The organism is Bacillus sp. FJAT-28004 (assembly GCF_001280845.1).
Lineage (GTDB): Bacteria > Bacillota > Bacilli > Paenibacillales > Paenibacillaceae > Pristimantibacillus.
Genome location: NZ_LGHP01000002.1, coordinates 1 through 24,960 on the forward strand (window position 1 = coordinate 1; position 24,960 = coordinate 24,960).

The window sequence follows — 24,960 nt, forward strand, 5'->3', positions numbered from 1 at the left end:
TTTTGAGCCCTTATAAAAAATAAGGGCTTTTCTTATTGTCACTTACATAAACCTAATGTGTAAAATAAGTGCAAAAAAAAATCAAAACCTATCGTATTCTATCGTATTCTCACGATCTGCAAAACAAAAGAAAACCCGCTAAAGCCTTGTTAACCAAGGCTTTAGCGGGTTTATGTAAATCATTAAAATGATCTAGGTAATTCTTAATGGCGTCCCGGAAGAGATTCGAACTCCCGACCGACGCCTTAGAAGGGCGTTGCTCTATCCAGCTGAGCTACCGGGACACAAGAAATAATATAGCACATATCATTAATTTATTGCAAGCACTTTTTTGTTTTTATATCCTTTTTATTATAAAATAAGATTTATGAGTTGTCGGAATACTACATTTGTTTTTTCTTTTGAATGTACATGGTATAATCGTACGCAAGATTGTCCGAATGAACAAAAGGCGCGACCATAAGGCGGTGTTATCATTACAACTCCCAATGACACACAAGGCGACAACAAGGATAACGTTTACTTGTTCCCTAGCATGCTGGACCATTATCAGGTACAGTTAACCCGTATGCTGGAAGCGGAACAATACGGGGAGGCCAAGGAGTTGCTGCGCTTTTTGCTGCAATGCCAGGGCGAGGATGCTCGCCATTATGAAGAGTGGGACAGCTTACTAACGTGGCTTGACATGGCTTTTCCTGGAGAAGGAAATGATGAAGAAGGTACGGGATTCCTATTGGCCAAGCGAGAAAAGGAAGAGGACGAGGCGACTATTCGCGAGCAGCTTCTTAATCCTCCTGATCAAGATGAGGCTTATGTTAACCAAGTACTCTACATCATGCAAAATCATCCGATGATCGACCAGCAAATCCTTGCCCTTGAACGTGCAGCTTATATTCAAGCTCCGGACATGGATGAGTCCATTAAAAATTGGCTTTTGAACCAGCAAGTTCACCCGGTCGTTCAGTTTAAGGCACTGCAATGCTTGCGCAAGCGAGGTGCAGTTGGATCACTCACACTGGAGAGACTTGGTGAAACGGTAGAGCTTGATTTGGAAGCTACGCCTCTTTCTATGGATGAATTTCCATCACCCATTATTCGGATTTTGGAGCGGACAGAGCAGGTTGCTGAGGTCGATGATCCCACATTGCCGCATTTTGCTAGAGAGCTTTGGAAGGAAAGTTTACAGTTTTTGTATGGTACGGCTGCTTATCATTGGATGCTGAGAGAAGACGAGGACACAGTTGATTATTTTGCAGCTGCGCTGCATTTGACGCTGCTTCTTACAGTTTACGGTTCAGCAAACGATGACGATATTCGTGATACATACGGCATTACCGAAGGTTTAAGGTTCCGTTATGAGCAAGCATGCAAGGCGCTTAGACAGGTTGCCGTTCTGCAGCAATCGGGAGAAGATGAACCAGAGTCTTGATAATCTGGGCTAGCTTGTTTATAATAGAATGGTTTATGAAACGTGATAACTACTGATGCATGAGCATTTTTGGAGGGGAAGGCATAAAATGAAAGCAACTTGGGAAAAAATAGACAAGAACATCGTGTCAATCGACGTGGAGGTAGGGGCGGAGAAAGTCACTGTTGCTCTTGATCAAGCATTTAAGAAAGTCGTTCAAAAAGTAAACGTACCTGGATTCCGTAAAGGTAAAGTGCCGCGCGGCATGTTCGAATCCCGTTTTGGTATTGAGAGTCTGTACCAGGATGCAATTGACATCCTGTTGCCAGATGCTTATTCCGAAGCGATCAAAGAAACTAATCTTGAGCCGGTTGACCGTCCTGAGATTGATGTTGAACAATTCGCAAAAGGTGAAACATTCAAATTCAAAGCAAAAGTTATCGTTAAGCCAGAAGTTACACTTGGCGAATACAAAGGCTTGGAAGTTGAATCGGTTGTTGCTGAAGTTACAGAAGAAGAAATCGCAGCTGAACTTGAGCGTTTGCAACAACGTCATGCTGAGCTTACTGTTGTTGAAGAAGGCGCAGCAGCTAATGGCGACATCACAGTTATCGATTTCGACGGTTATGTAGACGGCGAAGCGTTTGAAGGTGGAGCAAGCGAGCGTTATTCACTAGAGCTTGGTTCGAATTCCTTTATTCCTGGTTTCGAAGAGCAAGTGGTTGGCATGCAAATCGGCGACTTCAAGGACATTGAAGTTAATTTCCCTGAGAGCTACCATGCAGAGCACCTTGCAGGCAAGCCTGCTGTGTTCAAAGTGAAGCTTCATGAAATCAAACGCAAAAGCTTGCCAGCTCTAGACGATGAGTTTGCAAAAGACGTAAGTGAGTTCGATACGCTTGAAGAGTACAAGCAGGATCTCGTTAGCAAACTAAAAGAGCGCAAAGACCAAGAAGGCGAGCAAGCTCGTGAAACAGCGGTTGTTGATAAAGCTACTGCAGCAGCAGACGTTGAAATTCCAGAGCCGATGATCGTGTCTGAAACAGATTACATGATCAAAGATTTCGAGAATCGTCTTAAAATGCAAGGTATGAACATGGATCTTTACTTCCAATTCTCCGGTCAAAACGAATCCGTTCTTCGCGATCAAATGCGTGGAGATGCTGAGAAACGCGTTCGCAACAACCTTGTGCTTGATGCAATCGCTAAAGCAGAAAACATCGTTGCAAACGACGAAGATTTGAATGAAGAGCTTGAGAAGCTGTCCAAATCATACAACCGTCCTTCTGAAGAGCTTCGCGAGATTTTTGAGAAAAACGGAAATCTTAACAGCTTGCAAGAGGATATCGCTCTTCGCAAAACAATTAAATTCTTGCTTGAAAACAGCAAAGCTGTTTAATAGCGACATACGAATAATAGAATAAATGCATGACTCAGGATAAGGCACGTCGTTGATACGTGCCTTATTTTGACCCTACATATGAAAATGTGCTTGTTTTGGAGGCTAAACTCCGTACATATCGAACGGCCGGCGTCGTATAATGTATTATTGGAAAAATGACATGAATACGATGACGTGTTACAATAAGTAAGTAACCAAAGTCATAAACGAAAAGAGGTTGGTCGCATGAATCTAGTACCGATCGTAGTCGAACAAACGAATCGCGGGGAACGTTCTTACGATATTTACTCCCGTTTGCTGAAGGACCGTATCATTTTCCTTGGGAGCGCAATCGATGATGATGTTGCAAACTCCATCATTGCACAGCTGCTGTTTCTGGCGGCCGACGACCCAGAGAAAGACATTCATCTATACATTAACTCTCCCGGCGGCTCCGTGACTGCGGGAATGGGTATTTTTGATACGATGCAATATATTAAGCCTGAGGTGTCCACGATTTGTATGGGCATGGCAGCAAGCATGGGCTCGCTACTTCTTACAGCGGGCGCGAAGGGTAAGCGTTTTGCGCTTCCTAACGCAGAGGTCATGATACATCAACCGCTTGGCGGTGTTCGTGGTCAAGCATCTGATATCAAAATCCACGCAGATTGGATTTTGAAAACGAAACAAAAGCTGAATCAAATTTACGTAGACCGCACCGGACAGCCTTATGAAAAAATCGACCGAGATACCGACCGTGACAATTTCATGAGCGCGGAAGAGGCTCTTGCCTACGGATTGATTGACAAGGTGATTACAGCACCGGTATCGACGATTTAATCGAAGGGGTGATTACATGTTTAAATTCAACGACGAAAAAGGCCAGTTGAAATGTTCTTTCTGCGGTAAATCGCAGGATCAAGTACGTAAATTGGTTGCCGGTCCTGGCGTCTATATATGCGATGAGTGCATTGAGCTTTGTACCGAAATTGTTGAGGAAGAACTCGGCAATGAGGAAGAGCTTGATCTTAAGGATATTCCGAAACCGAAAGATATCCGGGCTATTCTGGATTCTTATGTCATCGGTCAAGAATTTGCGAAAAAATCGTTGTCTGTAGCGGTATATAACCATTACAAACGGATTAATTCCGGAAGCAAAATCGAAGACGTAGAGTTGCAAAAGAGTAATATTTTGCTGCTAGGTCCTACGGGCTCCGGTAAAACGTTGCTAGCTCAAACGATGGCTAAGATTTTGAATGTTCCTTTTGCGATTGCGGATGCAACCTCGCTAACTGAAGCTGGTTATGTCGGCGAAGACGTTGAGAACATTTTGCTTAAGCTCATTCAGGCTGCCGATTATGATGTGGAAAAAGCTGAACGCGGCATTATTTATATCGATGAGATCGATAAAGTAGCTCGCAAGTCAGAAAATCCATCTATTACGCGCGATGTTTCTGGCGAAGGCGTTCAACAAGCCTTGCTTAAAATTTTGGAAGGTACGGTTGCCTCTGTTCCTCCGCAAGGTGGACGCAAGCATCCGCATCAAGAATTTATTCAAATCGATACAACGAACATTTTGTTCATTTGCGGCGGCGCATTTGATGGCCTCGAGTCTTTGATCAAACGTCGTATCGGTAAGAAAGTAATCGGCTTTAGCTCTACGGGCGAATTGCAGAAGGATCTGAAAGCTGGTGAATACCTCACGATGGTATTGCCGGAGGATCTACTGAAATTCGGACTGATTCCGGAGTTTGTAGGCCGTCTGCCTATCATTTCAACGCTGGAGCCGCTTGATGAGCCTGCACTCGTTCGGATTTTATCCGAGCCGAAGAACGCGCTTGTGAAGCAATATCAGAAGCTGCTTGAAATGGACAACGTGAAGCTTGATTTCGAACCAGCTGCACTTGATGCCATTGCGAAAGAAGCGATCAAGCGCAACACCGGCGCTCGCGGCTTGCGTGCGATTATCGAAAGCATCATGCTGGAAGTTATGTACGAGGTACCATCACGCGATGATCTAAGTACATGCCTAATTACAGAGCAGACTGTTCAAGAAAAAATCATGCCTGAACTTACATCTAAGAAAAGCAAGAAGAAAGAGGAGAGTGCGTAAGCTAGCACTCCAATATAAGAAGCTATAAGCTCACGCTTATAACTTAGCTTATATACGACCGCGAAACGTGCTGCTGCCGCTACATTGTAATGGAATGGAAGCAGCCGTTTACGCTCGACTACCGTCATTGTTTCCACCCAGCCGCGCGGTGTTTCAAAACCGCCAGTCAAAGGGTGGACTTTGCCGTTCATGGGAGAGATAAGCTTATGTACTTACGTCAAGATACGGTACCGGTTAAAGTCGGCAATCTAACGATTGGCGGCAGTAACGAAGTGATTATTCAAAGTATGTGTACGACGAAGACTGCTGATGTCGAAGCTACTGTTGCGGAAATACTAGGACTTGAAGAAGCTGGCTGCCAGCTTGTCCGGGTTACTGTCAACAACAAGGAAGCGGCTGAAGCCATCAAAGAGATCAAGAAACGCATTCATATTCCGCTTGTAGCGGATATTCATTTTGACTATCGTTTGGCACTGCTTGCTATCGAGAACGGCATCGACAAAGTACGGATTAATCCGGGCAATATCGGTCGCCGCGAACGCATTGAAGCGGTTGTTAAGGCTTGTAAGGAAAAAGGCATTCCTATTCGTATAGGCGTTAATGCGGGCTCGTTAGAAAATCATCTGCTAGAAAAGTACGGTTATCCGACGCCGGAAGCTATGGTAGAAAGCGCGCTTTTCCATATCGGTATTTTGGAGGAGCTTGATTTCCACGATATTATCGTATCGCTCAAAGCATCTGATGTTCCGATGGCAATTGCTGCGTACTCGATGGCGGCTAAAGTCATCAAGTATCCGCTTCACCTTGGCATCACAGAAGCTGGAACGCTGCATACAGGCACGATTAAGAGCTCTGCAGGTATTGGCGCATTGCTTGCGCTCGGCATTGGCAACACGCTGCGAATCAGTCTTAGCGCTGACACAGTAGAAGAAGTGAAGGTTGCTCGTGAGCTGCTAAAAACCTTCGGCTTGATTACGAATGCTGCAACGCTTGTATCCTGCCCTACTTGCGGACGACTGGATATCGATCTGTTTTCAATCGCGAATGAGGTTGAAGATTATATTTCAAAAATTAAAGTGCCAATCAAGGTTTCTGTGCTTGGCTGTGCGGTAAACGGTCCAGGCGAGGCTCGTGAAGCGGATATCGGCATTGCAGGCGCTAGAGGCGAGGGAATGCTATTCCGTTACGGAGAGCTGATCCGCAAAGTGCCTGAGGCTGAATTGCTGTCTGAGCTGAAAAAGGAAATTGACGAAATCGTACGCGTATTTGAAGCGACTGGTGAAATACCTGGCCGCAAGCATCATACACCAGCATAATCATTTAGGAAGAGGTTTATTTACGCCATTTATTGGCGTGAGTAAGCCTCTTTTTTGTTGATTAAAGAGAAAGAATGATATGAGTATACATTGCAAACAAACATTTCTCCTGCTGATCAATTGCCATTGTGTGCTATAGAGTCTATTATTCAGCAGCTTGTTAACTACGTTGTAGTTTTTGCAGCAGAATAACTCGCGAACCACTTTCTATCGAGCTGCATTGTATTTTTTACAATAGAATCACTCTATTCCATCTCGTTTTCCACTTTGACAAAGTTTCTGTTGCAGTTCTGCAATGTAGCATCCTATTCTGAGTGTGATGTCAGGTTTCTATTGTACTTTGTACAATGTGTGACCATACGATATTTTCATAAGTGACAAGCTGCGATAAAGTAATTTCTCCTTTAAATACCCGTCGCATCAAAATGAAGAGAATTGCTTGTGAAAAATAACAGCAATAACGGTTATTCCCACATCGTAGAGGCAATACTATTTTATACGCATGCTTATAACGGATGGCTATGTTCATTGAAATCATCTAAGAAGGTCTAAGTTCTTTTCTTAAGTCCTTCTTGCATTTACGTGAATGTTGCGCGTTGTTTAGCAAGAAAGGTATAAAAATGAAAGAAAAATTAAGTTTTTATTTCCATTTAAGGATTATATTCCTCGGGGAAATGACAATCACAATTTAGTCGGCAACACAGCCGTTAACGCTTGAAATATAAGCATGAAAGTATAACTGATATTTTCAAATCAGGCTTATATTTCTACGCGAAACGAGCTTACACAATTTAATCGGCTTCAGCCGTATACGCTTGAAATATAAGAATGAAAATAAATGATCATTTTCATGAAAGCTTATATTTCTACGCGAAACGAGCTTACACTATTTTGACGGTTTCAGCCGTTTACGCTTGAAAGGAGCGGATTACTAATGAGTTTAAGTGTTGTATTAATGTTTATTCAAGTGTTTTTTGCAGTCGTTATCGGCTTGTATTTCTGGAATTTGCTGCGCAATCAGAAGACGAACCGCTCAGCCGTTGATCGCGAGTCTCGCAAGGAGATGGATAAGCTTAGAAAGCTAAGAAGCGTATCGCTTACGAAGCCTCTGTCGGAGAAGACGAGGCCGCAGGCGATGCAGGACATCGTTGGTCAACGTGATGGTCTGCGTGCCTTAAAAGCGGCGCTGTGCAGCGCAAACCCGCAGCATGTCATCATTTATGGTCCACCGGGCGTCGGGAAGACAGCTGCAGCGCGTGTCGTGCTGGAGGAAGCCAAAAAAAATCCTTCCTCGCCGTTTTTGCCAGAGGCGAAATTTACGGAGATCGATGCGACAACGGCAAGGTTTGATGAACGCGGAATAGCTGATCCATTAATCGGCTCGGTTCATGACCCTATTTATCAGGGAGCAGGCGCAATGGGCGTAGCCGGCATCCCGCAGCCGAAACCGGGCGCTGTTACGAAGGCGCATGGAGGAATCTTGTTTATTGACGAAATAGGTGAATTGCATCCGATTCAAATGAATAAATTGTTAAAAGTACTAGAAGACCGCAAAGTGTTTCTGGAGAGCGCGTATTATAATTCGGAAGATTCGAATATACCGGTGTATATTCATGATATTTTCCAAAATGGCCTGCCTGCTGATTTCCGTTTAGTCGGTGCAACTACACGTTCACCACAGGAAATTCCGCCTGCTATCCGTTCGCGCTGTATGGAGGTGTTCTTCCGTCCGCTGCTTGCTGACGAGATTGCTTTAGTAGCAGAAAACGCAGTGAAGAAAATAGGCTTTGCACCTTGTCCTGAAGCGATAGATGTCGTCAAACGCTATGCGACTAACGGACGTGAAGCAGTCAATGTTATACAGTTAGCAGCAGGTGTGGCGCTATCCGAGAAAAGGGATACCATTTCTGCGGGTGATATTGAATGGGTTGTAAATAGCAGTCAAATTCCACCACGTCCTGACCGCAAGGTGCCGGATGCGCCGCAAATCGGTTTCGTAAACGGTCTAGCTGTGTACGGTCCGAATATGGGCACACTGCTCGAAATTGAAGTAAGCGCAATTCCTGCTGCTTCCGGCAAAGGTCTGTTTACAATTACAGGGGTTGTAGACGAGGAAGAACTTGGCGGAGGATCGCGGACGCTAAGAAGAAAGAGTATGGCAAAGGGCTCGGTGGAAAACGTAATTACGGTTTTGAGACGCATCGGACTTAACCCGCAAGATTTTGACTTGCATATCAACTTCCCGGGCGGTACACCGATTGATGGACCATCTGCCGGTATCGCAATGGCAACAGCCATAACATCAGCGATTAAAGGCATTCCGATCGATAATAAGCTGGCCATGACCGGAGAAGTTGGCATTCATGGGAACGTAAAACCTGTTGGCGGCGTATTAGCTAAAGTTGAGGCAGCTTTTCAAGCTGGTGCAAAAACGGTCATTATCCCGAGAGAGAACTGGCAAGCGATTTTTGCAGACTTGGAAGGTCTTAAGGTCATTCCTGTCGAAAAAGTGGAAGAAGTGTTCAAGTACGTATTCCCAGATGCTGAAGTATCCCCTGTGCGGGTTGAAGCTCCGCTTGGGACTGATCTTTTTATCGCTTCACCTGTTCCGTATTTGCAGGCTGATTCCGTAGAATGATAAACTAGGTTAGACGTAAACAATTGGAGGTGCTGGTGTGGGACCTAATAAATCGAAAGGTCGTCGGCTGCCCTTGCTTCCGCTTAGAGGGCTACTCGTTTATCCCAGCATGGTGCTCCACCTTGATGTGGGTAGGGACAAATCGGTTCGAGCGTTAGAGCGCTCGATGGTCGAAGATCATATGATATTGCTTTGTTCACAGTCTGAAGTGAACATTGAGGAGCCGACAGAGGAAGATATATATAAAGTCGGCACCATTGCGAAGGTAAGGCAAATGCTGAAGCTGCCTAACGGCACAATCCGTGTGCTGGTGGAGGGTGTTTCGCGTGCGGAGATTTTGGACTATTTGCCAAATGACGAGTTTTACGAAGTATCTGTAAAAGAATTGCCAGAGCAGGAGACGGATGATCCTGAGGTAGATGCGCTTATGCGCTCCGTCTTAAGTCAATTCGAGCATTATATTTCATTATCTAAAAAGGTTACGCCTGAAACATACGCGGCGGTATCCGATATTGATGATCCGGGCCGCCTAGCGGATGTGATTACAAGTCATCTTTCGCTGAAAATCAAGGATAAGCAGGATATTCTTGAAACCGTCGATGTAGGAGCACGTTTGGAGAAGCTGCTCGACATCTTGAACAACGAACGCGAAGTGCTTGAGCTCGAGCGAAAAATAAACCAACGCGTCAAGAAACAGATGGAGAAGACGCAGAAGGAATATTATTTGCGTGAGCAAATGAAGGCGATCCAGAAGGAGCTCGGCGAGAAGGAAGGCCGCGCAGGCGAGGTCGAGGAGCTGCGTGCGCAGCTGGCCGAAGCAGGCGTACCTGAATTAGTGAAAGAGAAGATCGAGAAGGAAATTGATCGCCTCGAGAAAATGCCGTCTACCTCTGCGGAAGGAGGCGTCATTCGCAATTATATCGATTGGCTGCTATCCTTGCCTTGGAGCAAAACAACCGAAGACGATTTAAGCTTGAGCAAAGCAGAAGCGATTCTTAATGATGACCATTACGGTCTAGAGAAGCCGAAAGAGCGAGTGCTTGAATATTTGGCGGTACAGAAGCTAGTCAAGCAGCTAAAGGGTCCAATCCTTTGCTTGGTAGGCCCGCCGGGTGTTGGTAAAACGTCGCTTGCCCGTTCAATCGCCAAATCGCTGGGTCGCAAGTTTGTGCGTATCTCGCTTGGCGGCGTACGTGATGAAGCGGAAATTCGCGGTCACAGGCGTACTTATGTAGGTGCAATGCCGGGCAGAATCATTCAGGGCATGAAGACTGCGGGTTCTTCGAATCCAGTATTTTTGCTTGATGAGATTGATAAAATGGCGATGGATTTCCGCGGGGATCCAGCTTCAGCGCTTCTAGAAGTACTCGATCCAGAACAAAACAACACGTTCAGCGATCATTATGTAGAAGTTCCATTCGATCTATCAAATGTGATGTTCGTAACAACCGCTAATGCGATGCACAATATTCCTCGTCCGCTGCTTGACCGGATGGAGGTCTTGTATATTCCAGGTTATACGGAACTTGAGAAGCTGCAAATCGGAAACCGCTATCTTTTGCCTAAGCAGAAAAAAGAACATGGCTTGACCGAGGAACAGCTTATCGTCTCAGAAGAGGTGTTGCTGCAGCTGATTAGGGAATACACGAGGGAGTCCGGCGTTCGTAACCTAGAGCAGCAGATTGCAGCAGTGTGCCGTAAGGCAGCGAAGCGATTTGTTGCAAGTGAGCAGACGGAATCCACCGAGCCATTTGAGGTTACAAGTGAGCAGCTTAAAGAATGGCTGGGACCTTCGAAGTTCCGTTATGGCCTAGCTGAAAGCGAAAATCAGATCGGAGCGGTTACTGGTCTTGCGTGGACTGAGGTAGGCGGAGATACGCTTGTCATTGAAGTAACGGTGATGCCGGGTAGCGGAAAGCTAACGTTAACTGGTAAACTAGGTGATGTCATGAAGGAATCTGCGCAAGCGGCTTTCAGTTATACGCGCTCGAAAGCAATTGAGCTGGGCATAGACCCAAGCTTTCATGAGAAAAACGATATTCATATTCATATTCCAGAGGGTGCGATTCCTAAGGACGGACCATCAGCCGGCATTACGATTGCGACAGCGCTTATTTCAGCTCTTACAAACCGCTATGTGGATAAGGAAGTGGCGATGACGGGTGAAATAACGCTCAGAGGCCGCGTGCTTCCGATTGGAGGTTTGAAAGAAAAGTCGCTGGCAGCACATCGCGCGGGCATTCGCAAAATATTGTTGCCGAAAGAAAATGAACGGGATCTACGGGATATTCCCGATAGCGTACGTCATGATATGCAATTTTTTCCTGTCAGTCATATGGATGAAGTGCTGCAGCATGCGTTGCTTCCGGTTCAAACGGAAGAGAAAGCAGGTACATCGATTTTATGAAAATTACACAAGCAGAATTTATCATCAGTGCAGTAAAACCACATCAATACCCAGAGGACGCCTTGCCAGAGATAGCTCTGGCAGGGCGTTCGAATGTCGGAAAATCTTCATTGATCAATAAACTTATTTTACGCAAAAACTTAGCTAGAACGAGCTCGCAGCCAGGTAAAACGCAGCAGCTTAATTACTACCGTGTTAATGACCTTATTTATTTGGTTGATTTTCCCGGGTACGGCTATGCGAAGGTTTCGAAGACTCAGCGCTTGCAGTTTGGCGAAATGATTGAACGTTATATCCGTGACCGTGAGCCGCTTAAGCTTCAGCTGCTAGTTATCGATATTCGTCATGAACCGTCTCTGCTGGATCAACAAATGTACAAATGGCTGAAGCATTATGAAATCCCAACATGCGTCGTTGCGACCAAGGCGGATAAAATTCCGAAGTCGAAATGGGACAAGCATATTAAAATGATCAAAAAAACGCTTGAGGTCGATCCAAGCGATTCCGTCGTATTATTTTCCTCCGAATTAGGGCTTGGACGCGAACAACTGTGGGACATCATTACCGATGCGATTGCTACATGAGGTAGCAAGACCAGCAAGTTATTCTATAAATCAGAGGATTTAGTGAAATAGTCGGCTCTCCTCGTGAATTCTACCGTTATTTTGTGGAATATGCGAGAATATCGGGGATGAACGACAGGAATAAAATGATCAGATCACGTATAATATACTTAAGCAACAAGACCAGAGTTAAAGACCAAAGCGTGCAAGTTCAAAGAATTGAGGAGATTTTTATGGCTAAGCGGCTAGCCACAGAGTATGTAAATGCCAAACTGCAATTGACGAATGAAGAGATGGCTGAGTTTATCCGTTCATTTGAAGAGCAACAAATACACCTTCAGGTGTTGGTGCTCGACAATGGAAATCAGGAGCTCGTTCTCGAAGATGTAGCAGGGAGGGAAGAAGTCCGACTAACCTTTGAACGTCAACAAGACTATTATGTGTGCGTATTATCTTGCCGTCTTGTGCAACCGAGGCTGACCAATGCTATGCGAAAAGCACTTTCTGCTTTCCGCGGCAACGCGATCGTCAACCGAATCTACAGTCATTATACGATGATCTATCATTATAAGAATGGTTCCGTTCACCAAATTGTCGAAAGCTCGAGCACGGGAGACCGTATTGTATTCGAATTCAAGGATACACTCGGCCAGTTGGAGAGAGTATTCCGCAGTCGTCTGATCGAGCGGGAAATCGGATTGATAAGCAATGCAGTCAATGAATTGCTTGACCTTCGCAACCAGACTAAGGATGCAGAGGAAATCACGAAAATTGATGAACGCCTAACGGATTTGACTCGTAAGCTCTTCATCCTAGAAGCTTAATACGTGTAGGATATTATGTATAAAGGGGCTGCTGCTGCAGCTTCTTTTTTTTGTTTTCAATATCTTACATTTGTGAAATGTGCAACATTTTGAACGCTTAAGCAGTTAGTAGCAGGGTAAGGCAATTGAATGGCATCTTAGTATTTTTATACAACAAGGAGATGAGCAGGAATGAATCAAACCAAACGATTTAAACAGTTTGCAATCGGAATTTCATTTGCGATTGCATTATCTTTAACGGCATGCAGCAATAAGGATACAGGAGCGGATCAAGCGCCACCGCCGGCAACGGAAATACCAAGTGGGCAGCCAGAGACAAGTACATCGCCCTCACCGAGCGCCCAACCAAGTGCCTTGCCTTCTGAGCAGCCTGATGAGAAGCCAGGTAGTAACGACAGTGGGAAGCCGTCTAGCGGCTCTGAGGTCGGTGAAACGATCAGTTCGGTCTATAAGCTTGCGAAAGAAGGTAAAGTTCCAGGCTCTGATTATGCTGCCCATATCGCACTATATGATGAGATTGAGAAAAAATGGGGCAAACCTGATACCAATGAAGCCGCTGGAAAAGGGATTTATGCTACCTACAAAGATAAAGGAATTACATTTGGATATAACAAAGGCATGCTTGTCTTTGATGTAAGATCTTATTCGGAAAAGCTTCAAGGCATTACTTTGAAAGATATTGAGATTGCGCTTGGGTCTGCTGATGAAGAAACGGTTAACGGTACGGACGCCATTTATACCTATGAGGTTAACGATCAATACCAGCTTAAATTTATTATGGCTGAAGCTACAGGCAAGGTTGATCATATTTCGGTATACTGTCCACAGGATGCAAAAAATAATATGGCGGGATAACCACACCGCCCATTGCGAGATAAGCTGCAACGTCATACATTGAGAACGGGGCTGGTAATGAAAGGTTATTTCCATCCTTTAGAAAAAAAGTATTGCAATTATCCCAGATAGATGTTATTTTTATTCTCGTTGAAAAGATTGTTGATGTTAATAATAGGAACCAGGATTCACTCAGGACATTGTTATGTTGCGAGAGATTAATCCCTCGAGAAGTGAATGACGTAGGTCCTAGCGGATGAAATTTTTCAAACATTTTATTCCTAGGAAGGGGGAACCGGAAGATGGAATACTCAACTTTCGGAAGACACGTTGCTGTTGATACTTGGGGTGTAGACTTTGATCTACTGAACAGCGCTGAATTTTTGCAATCACACATGGTAGAGGCTGCTGAAGCATGTGGTGCTACTGTATTGTCGGTTCAAGCCAAACAATTCGATCCTCAAGGCGCAACTGTGCTCGTGCTGCTGTCGGAGAGTCACCTCTCGATTCATACGTATCCTGAGAGAGGTTTTGCTGCGCTTGATTGTTATACTTGCGGCGAAACTGTAGATCCTCAGCTTGCGATCGACTACATGCTCGCTGTACTGAAGCCAAAAGCGACGTATGCGAAGAAGCTTGTACGCGGTATGGGCGAACTGCAAGTAGAAGAGCCAAAAATGAAACAAACTGAGCTCGTTTAAGAGCTTTAAAACTTATTGCTCATAGCGAAATAACCATGGATGGTATCCATGGTTATTTCTTTGTAGTAAAAGGGAATAATGAGTCTGTACTTTTCAAATATTATTCATAAATGAACATTATCTGAATGTTTTACTATGCTATAATTATCGATAACATCAATGGCTGATACGCTTAGGAAGAAGGAGGCAGGTGACCGCGCATGCACATTATCGCAGTAGGACTGAATTACCGAACGGCTCCCGTAGAAGTAAGAGAACAATTTGCGTTCGCAGAACGGGATTTGCCGGAAGCATTAACACAACTCATTCAGACACAAAGCATAATGGAATGTGTCATAGTAGCGACCTGCAATCGGACGGAGCTTTATGCAGTTGTAGACAGGCACCATCTATGCGGGCATTATATTCGAAGCTTTATGGAGAAGTGGTTCAAGCTGCCTAGGCAGCACTTCACCAACCATTTATATATGTACGAGGACGAGAAGGCGATTGAGCATTTATTCCGTGTAACGAGCGGACTTGATTCCATGGTCATCGGTGAAACACAAATTTTGGGGCAAGTAAAAACAGCTTTTCAGCTCGCTCAGCAACAGAAGACGACGGGTACTGTTTTTAATATGTTGTTTAAACAGGGTGTTACGATGGCCAAGCGTGCCCATTCCGAAACGTCGATCGGCGAATCTGCTGTTTCTGTGAGCTACGCTGCTGTTGAGCTTGGGAAACGGATTTTTGGGCAATTCAACAAAAAAACGGTTATGGTCATCGGTGCGGGTGAAACGGGCGAGCTTACTGCCAAACATTTGTACACGAATGGCGCTGACAGAGTCGTTGTCGTAAATCGGACTTATGAGCGGGCGACGCAGCTGGCAGACAAGTTTAACGGGATCGCATGGTCGATGGAAGAAGCAGTGGATAGACTTCATGAAGCAGACATTATTATTAGCTCAACAGGCTCGAGCGAGTATGTGTTAACGCGCAAGCAAGTTGCAGCAGCTATGCAGCGAAGGAAAGCGAAACCTCTCTTTATGATCGATATTGCGGTTCCGCGTGATTTGGATCCTTCGATTGCTGCAGTTGATAATGTATTCTTATACGATATTGATGATTTAGAAGGTATTGTGGAGAGCAACCTCGCGCATCGACGTCAAGAGGCTGCCAAAATTGAAGCGATGATTACCGAAGAAATCGAAGTGTTCGAGCAGTGGTACAAAACGTTAGGCGTAGTTCCGCTTATTCGAACCTTGCAATCGAAAGCAGCAGGCATTCACGAGGAAACGATGAATAGCTTGACGAATAAATTGCCTGATCTCGGTGAACATGAACTGAAGGTTATCCGTAAGCTTACCAAAAGCATCGTTAACCAAATGATGCAGGATCCAATTTTGCGAATTAAAGAAATGGCCGGCGAGAAACGAGCAGACGAAGCGATGGATATGTTCGTTAAGCTGTTCGCGCTCGAGGAAGGTCTTGCTAAAACGCGTCAAGCGGAGCTTGAAGCGGCAACAGATACTGTCGCTGCTGCAAAAAAGAAAAATGTTCAACCCCATGCAGCTGCGGCGGTATTAGCACCTATTACAAGATAGAGGGCTGCTAGGTGGAGGAGCTATGGAGACGCAAAACTTTTTATATGATGCGATACTTTATATTTACGCCCTGAGCCTACTGTTTTATTTCTCCGACTTCATGAATGCAAGTCGGAGAGCGAAACGGATGGGTACAGGGCTGCTTATTTTTGTTTGGGTATTACAGACTGGTTACCTTGTGACTCGCATCGTATCTCACCTACAAATGACGGCAGTAACGACATTTGAATACTGGTTAGGCTTTTCTTGGCTTTTAGTTACCATATCGTTAGTAATCAGCCGTTTTATAAAAATTGATTTTATCGTGTTTTTTGTCAATGTCGTTGGATTTGCGGTGTTAGCGCTCAACCTATACAGTAATTCTGGAGATGGGGAGTCGCTTAGAGTTTGGGAAACGACAAGAGAGCTATTATACATCCATATCAGTCTCGTTCTTCTTGCGTATGCCGCTTTAACAATAGGCGCTTTGTTCGCTGGCATGTATTTGTTCTTGCATAACCAGTTGAAACGAAAGCGTTGGTCAAACTTTGTACGCAGATTGCCGAGCTTGGATCTGATTGAGCGTTACGGAGATCGAGCAGTTATTGTTGGGGTTCCTTTGTTTGCCATGTCTCTTGCCATTGCGGTGACATCCATACTCGTCGAAAGACGTTTTGCACTGCTGGTCGACTGGAAGGTATTGTCTTCATTCGGAACACTAATCATGTACATTATTTATGTGTACCAAAGGGCGACGCTCAAGCGCCCTGGACTGCAATTAGCCCGCTTTTATATTCTTTCGTTCGGATTGCTACTTCTAAATTTATTTACTAATTATTTCTCCTCCTTTCATTAACGAAATAAATGACGGCTGGGAGGCATGGACAGAAGTGAATGGTTTATATCCAATCTTCATGCAGCTTAAAGGCAAACGCTGCGTTATTATAGGCGGCGGCAGTGTTGCACAGCGCAAGCTGCTTGGGCTGCTGGATGCTGGAGCGGATGAGATCTGGGTCATCAGCCCGTCTTTTACTCCGAGAATGGACAGCTTGGCTGCTGAGGGGAAAATCCACTGCTCCCAGCGAGAGTACACTGATAGTGATTTATCTGGTGCATGGCTAGTATTTGCGGCAACAAACGATAAACGTTTAAATGCAGCGATAGCGGCGACAGCAGATCGACTCGGCATATTAGTAAACGCGGTGGATGATGCGGGCAATGGCTCGTTTATTTCACCCTCAATCGTGCGGCGTGGAGATTTGCTGCTTGCGGTTACGGCCTCGGGCGCAAGCCCTGCGCTGTCTCAGCAAATAAAGAAAGAGCTCGAAGCGCTTTACGGCCCGGAATACGAAGAAATAACAGCACTATTGCGTCGCTTCCGGGAAAAAGTGTTAAACAGGTTGCTTGATGAGCAGGAGAGGCAATCCGTGTTGAAGCTTGCAGCCGAAGAAGCTGCGCAGCTAAAGCGGATTAACATTGATATGGATGAATGGCTGCAAAGCTTGCTTCATCGGATAGACAGGGGGCTTACATAATGGTAACAGCTAACAAAGGACAACGAGTTATCGTCGTAGGAACAAGGCAAAGCGCACTTGCGCTTACACAAACCGGACAAGTGATCGATGAGCTGACTCGCATAAGTGAAAAGCATGGGTTTGATTATAAGTTTGAAGTGAAGAAGATCGTAACAAAAGGTGATCGAATACTCGATGTTACGCTGTCAAAGGTAGGCGGAAAAGGGCTATTCGTGAAGGAAATTGAACAAGCGCTTGTAGACGGTGTTATCGATTTAGCAGTTCATAGCATGAAGGACATGCCTTATGAGCTTCCGGAAGGGTTAATGAATGGAGCGATTCCAAGACGCGTCGATCCTAGAGATTGCCTTATCACGCGTGAGGGCGGCGGATTGTCTGAATTGCCACTAGGAGCGAGAGTAGGGACGAGCAGCCTGCGCAGGTCATGCCAGCTCAAAAACGCAAGACCTGATCTTCAGCTTGAATCGATACGCGGCAACATTGATTCCCGTATTCGCAAATTAGAAACCGAAGGTTTTGATGCAGTAGTGCTTGCCGCAGCAGGCCTGAAGCGCATGGGATGGGAAGATCGCATATCTGCGAACATTCCTGTTGATATATGCTTGCCTGCTGTCGGACAAGGCGCACTTGGCATTGAATGCCGTGAGAGTGATGAGCAGATTCGAGAACTGCTTTCCCTGCTTAACGATAATGAAACCGAGCTTACAGTGCGCGCTGAGCGCAGTTTCCTAGGATCACTGAATGGCGGCTGTCAGGTGCCGATCGGTGCATATTGCACGTTAGGTGAAGAGAGCGCAGGCGATAGCGGGAAACGTGAGCTCATCTTGACGGGGATGGTCGGCTCGCCAGATGGAGCAACGTTGCTGAAGGAAGTTATGAAGGGGTTTGACCCTGAGCAGCTCGGCCGTGATGTTGCAGATGCACTCATAGCACGCGGTGCAGACCGTATTTTAGCTGAAATTGGGGGATGACGGGCTTGGACAAGGGGAAGGTATATTTGGTTGGCGCCGGACCGGGAGATCCGAAGCTGATAACTGTGCGCGGACTGCAATGCTTGGAGGAATGTGAGGTTGTCGTATACGATCGCTTGGCAAGCCCAAGATTGCTTCGATATGTGAAGCCGGGAGCTGAGAGGATCTATGTCGGCAAGCTGCCTGACCGTCATACGATGAAGCAGGAGGAGATCAATCAGCTTCTTGTGGACTTGGCGTTGCAAGGCAAGATCGTTACTCGTCTGAAAGGTGGAGATCCTACGATTTTTGGACGAGTTGGAGAAGAAGCGGAACTTCTCTATGATAACGGAATTGAGTTCGAGATCGTGCCAGGCATCACCTCGGCAATTGCTGTTCCCGCTTATGCAGGCATTCCAGTCACACATCGTGATCTGGCATCGTCCTTGTCCATTATTACGGGTCATGAGAGTCCGGATAAGCTTGATCGCTCTATTCACTGGGATAAAGTAACGAATGCTACGGGAACGCTTATTTTTCTAATGGGTGTTGCCAAAATAGGATATATTTCTGAACAGCTCATCAAGCATGGCAAGCCTCCTCAAACGCCGGTTGCACTCATTCGCTGGGGAACTCGAGTTGAACAGCGTACAATTGTCGGCACGCTTGCGACGATTGAGGCGATCGTCAAAGCAGCGAACTTCCAGCCGCCTGCCGTTATCGTAGTTGGCGAGGTTGTTTTGCAGAGAGAGAAGCTGAAATGGTATGAGAACAAGCCGCTATTTGGTTTGCGCATTCTAGTTACACGGGCTAGAGCACAGGCGAGTGAGCTTGCTGAACGAATTGAATTGCTGGGCGGAGAGCCATGCGAGTTTCCAGTCATTGAAACAATTGAACCAACTGACCCAGCCGTTATAGCTAACTTGAAGGATCAACTGGAACAAGCAGAACAATATCAATGGCTGATGTTTACGAGCGTAAATGGCGTAGAGTATTTTTTTGAATGGCTTCGAAAATTCAATATCGATATTAGGAGATTTTTTGGCGCGAGAATTGCTGCAGTTGGCCCAAAGACATCTGAGGCGCTTGCAAAGCGCGGCTTAGTGGTTGACGAGGTGCCTGTGAAATTCCATGCGGAAGGACTGCTGGATAAGCTAGCACCGCAGCTGAAGGCCGGAGAACGAGTGCTGCTGCCCCGAGGAGATCTTGCCCGCGAGGTATTGCCACGTGAACTGAAAGCCATGGGACTTGTGCCAACGGAAATCGATGTTTATGAAACGGTCATTGTCGATCAACAGGATGAGCTTGCACTCGAATGGATCCGAGAGAGAGAAATTCACATGGTTACATTCACCAGCTCGTCCACGGTGACAAACCTGCTTGAAGTATTAAGACGCAAGGGAATAGCAGATCCTGTCCAATTATTAGCGGGCATTCCAATTGCGAGCATCGGTCCACTTACAACGAAGACTGCAATAGAAGCAGGCTTGAACGTAACTATTGAGCCAGAGGATTCAACGCTCGATGGGTTGCTTCAGGCAATCGATGATTATCAGCAAAAACAACTTGCTAGTCGAGGAGGAGTACTAAATGATGAGTTTCCCAACCGTTAGAAATCGCAGATTACGCAAAACGTCTGCTCTCCGGAGCATGGTAAGAGAAACCGTGCTGAGTGTAAATGATTTTATATATCCGATATTCGTTACGCATGGTCAAAATATAAAAGAAGAAATTCCATCTATGCCGGGTGTATACCACCTGTCGATGGATCTTTTGGAGCAAGAAATTCGTGAAGTCGTTGCCTCCGGCATTCAATCGGTGCTGCTGTTCGGCCTTCCAGAATATAAGGATGCTTTAGGATCTTCGGCTTATGATGCGAATGGTATCGTTCAACAAGCAATAAAAGCAGTGAAGAAGTGGGCGCCGGAGCTTGTTGTTGTCGCTGACACCTGCTTATGCCAATTTACCGACCACGGTCATTGCGGTATTGTTCATGTGCATGAGGAAACAGGCATAGCTGAGGTGGATAATGACTCTTCCTTGGATTTACTCGTACAAACAGCAGTGTCGCAAGCGGAAGCAGGCGCAGATATTATCGCTCCCTCCAATATGATGGACGGCTTTGTACTTGCTATTCGTGAAGGACTAGATGATGCAGGCTTTAGTGATGTTCCGATTATGTCGTACTCTGTGAAATTCTCTTCTGCTTACTACGGTCCTTTCCGTGACGCCGCACATTCAGCGCCACAATTCGGCGATCGTAAGACGTACCAGATGGACCCAGCCAACGTGCGCGAAGCGCTTCGTGAAGCCGAGTCCGATATTGCAGAGGGTGCCGATATGCTCATGGTCAAGCCTGCTCTAGCTTACTTGGATATAGTAAGACTGCTTAAAGATAGTTATAATTTGCCGGTTGTCGCATATAACGTAAGCGCCGAATACTCGATGGTGAAGGCCGCTGCAGCTAATGGCTGGATCGATGAGCAATCGATCGTCCTTGAAACCTTGCTCGGCATGAAGCGTGCTGGTGCTGATCTCATTATTACGTACCATGCAAAGGATGCAGCTCGTTGGTTGAAGGGAGAGGGGTAAACAGATGAGTGATCAGTCGAACCTTAGAAATGATGCACGCTCGGTAGCGGCATTCGAAAGAGCGAAAAAAGTAATGCCAGGCGGTGTGAACAGCCCAGTTAGAGCGTTCAAATCGGTGGGTTTGAACCCTGTATATATGGAGCGGGGACAAGGCAGCCGTATTTATGATATTGATGGCAATAGCTATATCGATTATGTAGCATCATGGGGCCCTTTAATTATGGGGCATGCCCATCCTGAAGTTATCGAAGCGATTAAACGTACGGCGGAGAAGGGGACAAGCTTTGGCGCCCCGACAGAGCTTGAGACTTTGATGGCTGAGCTTGTTTGCGAGCGAGTGCCTTCTGTTGATATCGTTCGAATGGTCAACTCGGGTACGGAAGCGACGATGAGCGCAATAAGGCTTGCACGCGGCTATACGAAGCGTAGCAAGATTTTGAAATTCGAGGGCTCGTATCATGGTCATGCGGATAGCCTGCTCATTAAAGCAGGTTCAGGTGTTGCGACGCTTGGCTTGCCAGACAGCCCTGGTGTTCCGGAACATGTGGCTTCGCATACGATTACGGTGCCTTACAACGATATCGAATCGGTAAAGCTTGCTTTCGAAAAGTTTGGTGAGGAAATCGCTTGTGTCATTGTTGAACCGGTAGCTGGCAACATGGGCGTTGTTCCACCGTTGCCTGGTTTCTTGCAAGGCTTGCGCGATGTTACATCGCAGTACGGCACCGTTCTTATTTTTGACGAGGTGATGACGGGCTTCCGCGTTGGCTATAACTGCGCGCAGGGACTCTACGGTATCAAGCCGGACCTTACTTGCTTCGGGAAAGTAATCGGAGGCGGCTTGCCGGTCGGCGCATACGGCGGTAGACGGGAGCTAATGGAGATGATTGCTCCAAGCGGACCTATCTATCAGGCAGGTACATTATCAGGCAATCCGCTTGCGATGGCGGCAGGTTATGCAACATTGAAGCTGTTAACCCCTGAAGTGTATGAACATATGGAGCGTCAAGCAGTTAGGCTGCAGCTCGGTTTTGAAGCGAATGCACGCAAGCATGGCATTGCTAACACGATTAACCGTGTCGGTTCCATGGTTTGTCCGTTCTTCACGGATACGTTTGTCATTAATTTCGAAACGGCAAAAACATCCGATTTGGAACGGTTTAAGACGTATTTTGCAGCGATGCTTGATTTGGGTGTAAGCATTGCCCCTTCGCAATTCGAAGGCATGTTCGTATCTGGGGTTCATACGAATGAGGACATCGATGCAACGATCGAAGCGCATGAAATGGCGTTTAGCCGATTGTAAAATAGCTTTGCTGTATTTTGAAGTGAAGGATAAAGACTCGTGAGGAAACGAAGTTATTTTTTGTTTCATTTACGAGGAGGAGGAACGTTCTATGATTAATGGTCAAATGAAGAGGAATGGACAGTGGCTGGAGCTGGACTTTGCGGCTCTTGGCACCGCCGCCTCTGAAACCATTAATCCCGATTCGGAAAAGGATCCGGCAGCTTTGCCGGAGCTTGCACAGCCGCGGGCTGGCAGTCATCCGCACCTTGTGCGTCAGTGGCTGCTGGCCCGTTCCTTTTTTCCGCAGAAGTGGATTAATCGGTTGTTTTCAATTGGAGGCATTCAGTGGAGCGGGGAACGGCTGCAGCTGCTTGCTTTTCCGCCAGTCGACCCGCGCAGCGATGTTTCGTACCGGCATTTGCGAATGGACAAAAAGATTGATTTACCAGCCGTGCTGTATGAGGACGATTTTTGCATCGTATTCGACAAGCCATCTGGTATGGCTGTGCATGGCTCGTCTCCTGGCCAAAGCGGAACACTCGATGAGGCGGCAGCATGGCATCTTTTAAGCCAAGGCGATCCTTTGAATGTACGACATATCCATCGGTTAGATGATGATACTTCGGGTCCTGTATTATATGCAAAAAATGATTTGGCCCAGTGGAAGCTTGATGAGGCGATGAGAGCGAAAGCAATTGACAGACAATATATGGCTGTGGTTCAAGGCCGGCTGTCAAAACCTTCGGGTACGATAAATGCCCCTATTGGGAAGGATCGACATCACCCGGCAAGGCGCAGAGTCTCAGAAAATGGCGATCTTGCAATTAGTCATTACGAGGTCGTGGCAGCAAGTGCCCGATTATCGCTAGTACGAGTAAAGCTAGAGACTGGACGAACGCATCAAATACGTGTGCACTTAAGCCATATCGGGCATCCTCTGCTGGGGGACGGTTTGTATGGAGGCGACACACAGCTTTTGAAACATCAAGCGCTGCATGGGGAAAAACTGATTTTTCCTCATCCACTGACGGATTCACTGATGGAAGCAGCCTCACCTTGGCCGCAATGGTTGATGCAGCTTTCAGAAGACATGGAGTTCCGTTCAAAATGATAGTCATGCTCCTGCCCTACCTACCATATAGATAAGTAGTGAATGTAATGTTAGACCAAGCATTCAGTATGAGAGGGGAGGACTTAGGCGTGTCGGATCAAACGAACGGATTACGTTTTGATGTGTATGAGCGCGTCCACTTGCCCGATGATGTTGCGGCAATTGACGAGTTGGAGGAAATTGAGCTAGTTCCTCGAATTCAAGTCATCGATCAAGGGGACCATGCTGTGCTTAGAGGGCAGCTTCTGCTCAGCGGGGTATATAGGAGTCAATCTGATTCCGAAAACTCCCTGACGCTGGAGCACTGGATACCGGTCGAAATAACGCTGCCAATGAACCGCATATCACGGCTGGATGATATTTCGATTGAAATTGATAATTTTGATGTCGATCTTTTGTCTGCTCGAACGTTAAACGTTACAGGCGTTCTTTCATTACGTGGTATTTCTGCTCAGCCTATTCAGGAGCCTGAGGACATTTGGCGAGAAGAACCATTCACTGTCATTCATCAACGGGAAGCTTATGATGAGCGAGCTTTGGAAGCCTTTATTAGTCAGAATGCCGCTAATGAACAAACGTACATAGCGGAAGAGATTGATTTTGCTGCACAAGAGGAGATTTCTAACGAGCAAATTGCCGACGAATCGGATGAATCGGAGGAAGCTATCGTTACAATCTCTTCCGCATCATCAGAAGGTGGCTGGTCGTCTTCGCATTTATTCTCATCGCCTGCTCAGCAGGAAGAGGAGCGCCAGGAAGAAGAACGCCAAGAAGAACGTGAGATATCGCTATCTTCTCAGCAATCAAACAACGAGGGATGGCTAGCGACATCCTCGCCGTTTGCGAATGATTCTTCTAGCGATTCAACTGTTGAAGCTTCAAGCGAGGAAGCTTTGGAAGAGGAGCGTCAAGAGTCAGAACGAATCGATGCTCCAATAGCTCCAATAGCTCCAATAGCTCCAATAGCAGAGGCTTTCCCGCAGCAGAGTCCTGTTCCAGAGCAGGAAAAGCAGGAGCCGCGTATCGCAATTACAAACAAGCAGCCGCAAGAGGGTTCTGGTTTGGCAGGAGACGTCGGCATTCTCACACTGCTTCAGACGAGTCGGCGTGAACAAGCAGCACGTCAGGCCGCGGAACAGGTAGTCGCTCAGCAGCGGGCAGATGAGGAAGCTAGAGTACAGGCTTCCGGCGATGAGATTGAGTGGAAAAACTTATTTCTAGGCAAACGCTCGGAAGATAAGGAATTTAAGAAAATTCGGATGTGTATTGTGCAGCGGGACGAGACGCTTGATGTCATCGCATCGCGTTACAGTATGAACCCAAGAGAAATCGTGATGTACAACCGTTTAGACGACTCAAGCGTGTCGGAAGGACAGCTGTTATACATTCCATAGAGGTCATAATGAACGAAAATGCCCTTATTGCTCATAAATTTGAGCGATAGGGGCATTTCTTATATCTGCCATGGTTGACTCGGATGAGCAACAAAGGTATGATTAAAGGTATATATGCGTTATAACGACATTGATGGGGAATAGTAGGCAGCAAAGCCTTCAGAGAGTGGAACCGTTACGCTGAGAGGTTCTGCAGGAAGTGACTGCTACGAGTCGCCCCGGAGTTGCCTGAGCCAAGTAGGAGCAACATGTGCTCAACCGAAGTCAGGCCGGCCACAGCCGTTATCTGTTTGAGTGCCATGCGGATACATTTCGCGTGGAACAAAGGTGGTACCACGGAAGC

At 46.3% G+C, this 24,960-nt stretch carries 20 protein-coding genes, 1 tRNA gene and 1 other annotated feature (1 of these 22 only partly in view); of the genes, 20 read left to right on the forward strand and 1 reads right to left on the reverse strand.

The window, feature by feature from the left end; all coding sequences use genetic code 11:
* Positions 1-207 precede the first annotated feature (207 nt).
* Positions 208-284: transfer RNA gene (locus AC787_RS22365), tRNA-Arg, on the reverse strand.
* Between the two features lie 239 nt (positions 285-523).
* Between AC787_RS22365 and AC787_RS22370 the strand changes: the two genes are divergently transcribed.
* The 20 genes from AC787_RS22370 to AC787_RS22465 all read left to right on the forward strand — a co-directional run bounded on the left by AC787_RS22370 (position 524) and on the right by AC787_RS22465 (position 24,617).
* A complete protein-coding gene (locus AC787_RS22370; protein ID WP_235561093.1) occupies positions 524-1,429 on the forward strand; it encodes a hypothetical protein in 906 nt (301 codons plus the stop codon).
* Between the two features lie 88 nt (positions 1,430-1,517).
* Positions 1,518-2,807 (forward strand): trigger factor, encoded by a 1,290-nt coding sequence (gene tig / locus AC787_RS22375; protein ID WP_054027208.1) that lies wholly within the window; start codon positions 1,518-1,520, stop codon positions 2,805-2,807.
* A 228-nt stretch (positions 2,808-3,035) separates the two neighbouring features.
* Positions 3,036-3,629, forward strand: a complete 594-nt coding sequence (gene clpP / locus AC787_RS22380; protein ID WP_053374767.1) for an ATP-dependent Clp endopeptidase proteolytic subunit ClpP — start codon at positions 3,036-3,038, stop codon at positions 3,627-3,629.
* Positions 3,630-3,645: 16 nt separating this feature from the next.
* On the forward strand, positions 3,646-4,902 hold the full coding sequence (gene clpX / locus AC787_RS22385; protein ID WP_054027209.1) for an ATP-dependent protease ATP-binding subunit ClpX: 1,257 nt from the start codon (positions 3,646-3,648) through the stop codon (positions 4,900-4,902).
* A gap of 206 nt (positions 4,903-5,108) precedes the next feature.
* Positions 5,109-6,218 (forward strand): flavodoxin-dependent (E)-4-hydroxy-3-methylbut-2-enyl-diphosphate synthase, encoded by a 1,110-nt coding sequence (gene ispG / locus AC787_RS22390; protein WP_054027210.1) that lies wholly within the window; start codon positions 5,109-5,111, stop codon positions 6,216-6,218.
* A gap of 934 nt (positions 6,219-7,152) precedes the next feature.
* Positions 7,153-8,856, forward strand: a complete 1,704-nt coding sequence (lonB, locus tag AC787_RS22395) for an ATP-dependent protease LonB (RefSeq protein ID WP_054027211.1) — start codon at positions 7,153-7,155, stop codon at positions 8,854-8,856.
* Between the two features lie 37 nt (positions 8,857-8,893).
* Positions 8,894-11,263, forward strand: coding sequence for an endopeptidase La (lon, locus tag AC787_RS22400; protein ID WP_054027212.1), 2,370 nt, complete (start codon positions 8,894-8,896; stop codon positions 11,261-11,263).
* A complete protein-coding gene (gene yihA, locus AC787_RS22405) occupies positions 11,260-11,847 on the forward strand; it encodes a ribosome biogenesis GTP-binding protein YihA/YsxC (protein ID WP_054027213.1) in 588 nt (195 codons plus the stop codon). Before lon ends, yihA begins: the two co-directional genes overlap by 4 nt.
* 212 nt (positions 11,848-12,059) lie before the next feature.
* Positions 12,060-12,650 carry a hypothetical protein gene (locus AC787_RS22410; RefSeq protein ID WP_054027214.1) on the forward strand — a complete coding sequence of 197 codons (591 nt, stop codon included), beginning with the start codon at positions 12,060-12,062 and terminating at the stop codon, positions 12,648-12,650.
* 171 nt (positions 12,651-12,821) lie between these two features.
* Complete coding sequence (locus tag AC787_RS22415; RefSeq protein ID WP_054027215.1) at positions 12,822-13,505, forward strand: YjgB family protein; 684 nt, start codon at positions 12,822-12,824, stop codon at positions 13,503-13,505.
* Positions 13,506-13,786: 281 nt separating this feature from the next.
* Entirely contained in the window at positions 13,787-14,185 is a 399-nt protein-coding gene (gene speD, locus AC787_RS22420; protein ID WP_054027216.1) for an adenosylmethionine decarboxylase, read from the forward strand.
* A gap of 200 nt (positions 14,186-14,385) precedes the next feature.
* A complete protein-coding gene (gene hemA, locus AC787_RS22425) occupies positions 14,386-15,768 on the forward strand; it encodes a glutamyl-tRNA reductase (RefSeq protein ID WP_054027217.1) in 1,383 nt (460 codons plus the stop codon).
* A 22-nt stretch (positions 15,769-15,790) separates the two neighbouring features.
* Complete coding sequence (ccsA, locus tag AC787_RS22430) at positions 15,791-16,603, forward strand: cytochrome c biogenesis protein CcsA (protein ID WP_054027218.1); 813 nt, start codon at positions 15,791-15,793, stop codon at positions 16,601-16,603.
* Positions 16,604-16,637: 34 nt separating this feature from the next.
* Positions 16,638-17,282 carry a bifunctional precorrin-2 dehydrogenase/sirohydrochlorin ferrochelatase gene (locus AC787_RS22435; RefSeq protein ID WP_054027219.1) on the forward strand — a complete coding sequence of 215 codons (645 nt, stop codon included), beginning with the start codon at positions 16,638-16,640 and terminating at the stop codon, positions 17,280-17,282.
* Entirely contained in the window at positions 17,282-18,253 is a 972-nt protein-coding gene (gene hemC / locus AC787_RS22440; RefSeq protein WP_054027220.1) for a hydroxymethylbilane synthase, read from the forward strand. Before AC787_RS22435 ends, hemC begins: the two co-directional genes overlap by 1 nt.
* 5 nt (positions 18,254-18,258) lie before the next feature.
* Positions 18,259-19,845 carry a uroporphyrinogen-III C-methyltransferase gene (cobA, locus tag AC787_RS22445; protein ID WP_235561094.1) on the forward strand — a complete coding sequence of 529 codons (1,587 nt, stop codon included), beginning with the start codon at positions 18,259-18,261 and terminating at the stop codon, positions 19,843-19,845.
* Positions 19,826-20,824, forward strand: coding sequence for a porphobilinogen synthase (hemB, locus tag AC787_RS22450; RefSeq protein ID WP_054028144.1), 999 nt, complete (start codon positions 19,826-19,828; stop codon positions 20,822-20,824). Before cobA ends, hemB begins: the two co-directional genes overlap by 20 nt.
* 4 nt (positions 20,825-20,828) lie before the next feature.
* Positions 20,829-22,130, forward strand: coding sequence for a glutamate-1-semialdehyde 2,1-aminomutase (hemL, locus tag AC787_RS22455; RefSeq protein WP_054027222.1), 1,302 nt, complete (start codon positions 20,829-20,831; stop codon positions 22,128-22,130).
* Positions 22,131-22,221: 91 nt separating this feature from the next.
* Positions 22,222-23,223, forward strand: coding sequence for an RluA family pseudouridine synthase (locus AC787_RS22460; RefSeq protein ID WP_054027223.1), 1,002 nt, complete (start codon positions 22,222-22,224; stop codon positions 23,221-23,223).
* A gap of 89 nt (positions 23,224-23,312) precedes the next feature.
* A complete protein-coding gene (locus AC787_RS22465; RefSeq protein WP_054027224.1) occupies positions 23,313-24,617 on the forward strand; it encodes a LysM peptidoglycan-binding domain-containing protein in 1,305 nt (434 codons plus the stop codon).
* A 121-nt stretch (positions 24,618-24,738) separates the two neighbouring features.
* Positions 24,739-24,960, forward strand: a binding site (T-box leader) (it continues 19 nt past the right edge of the window).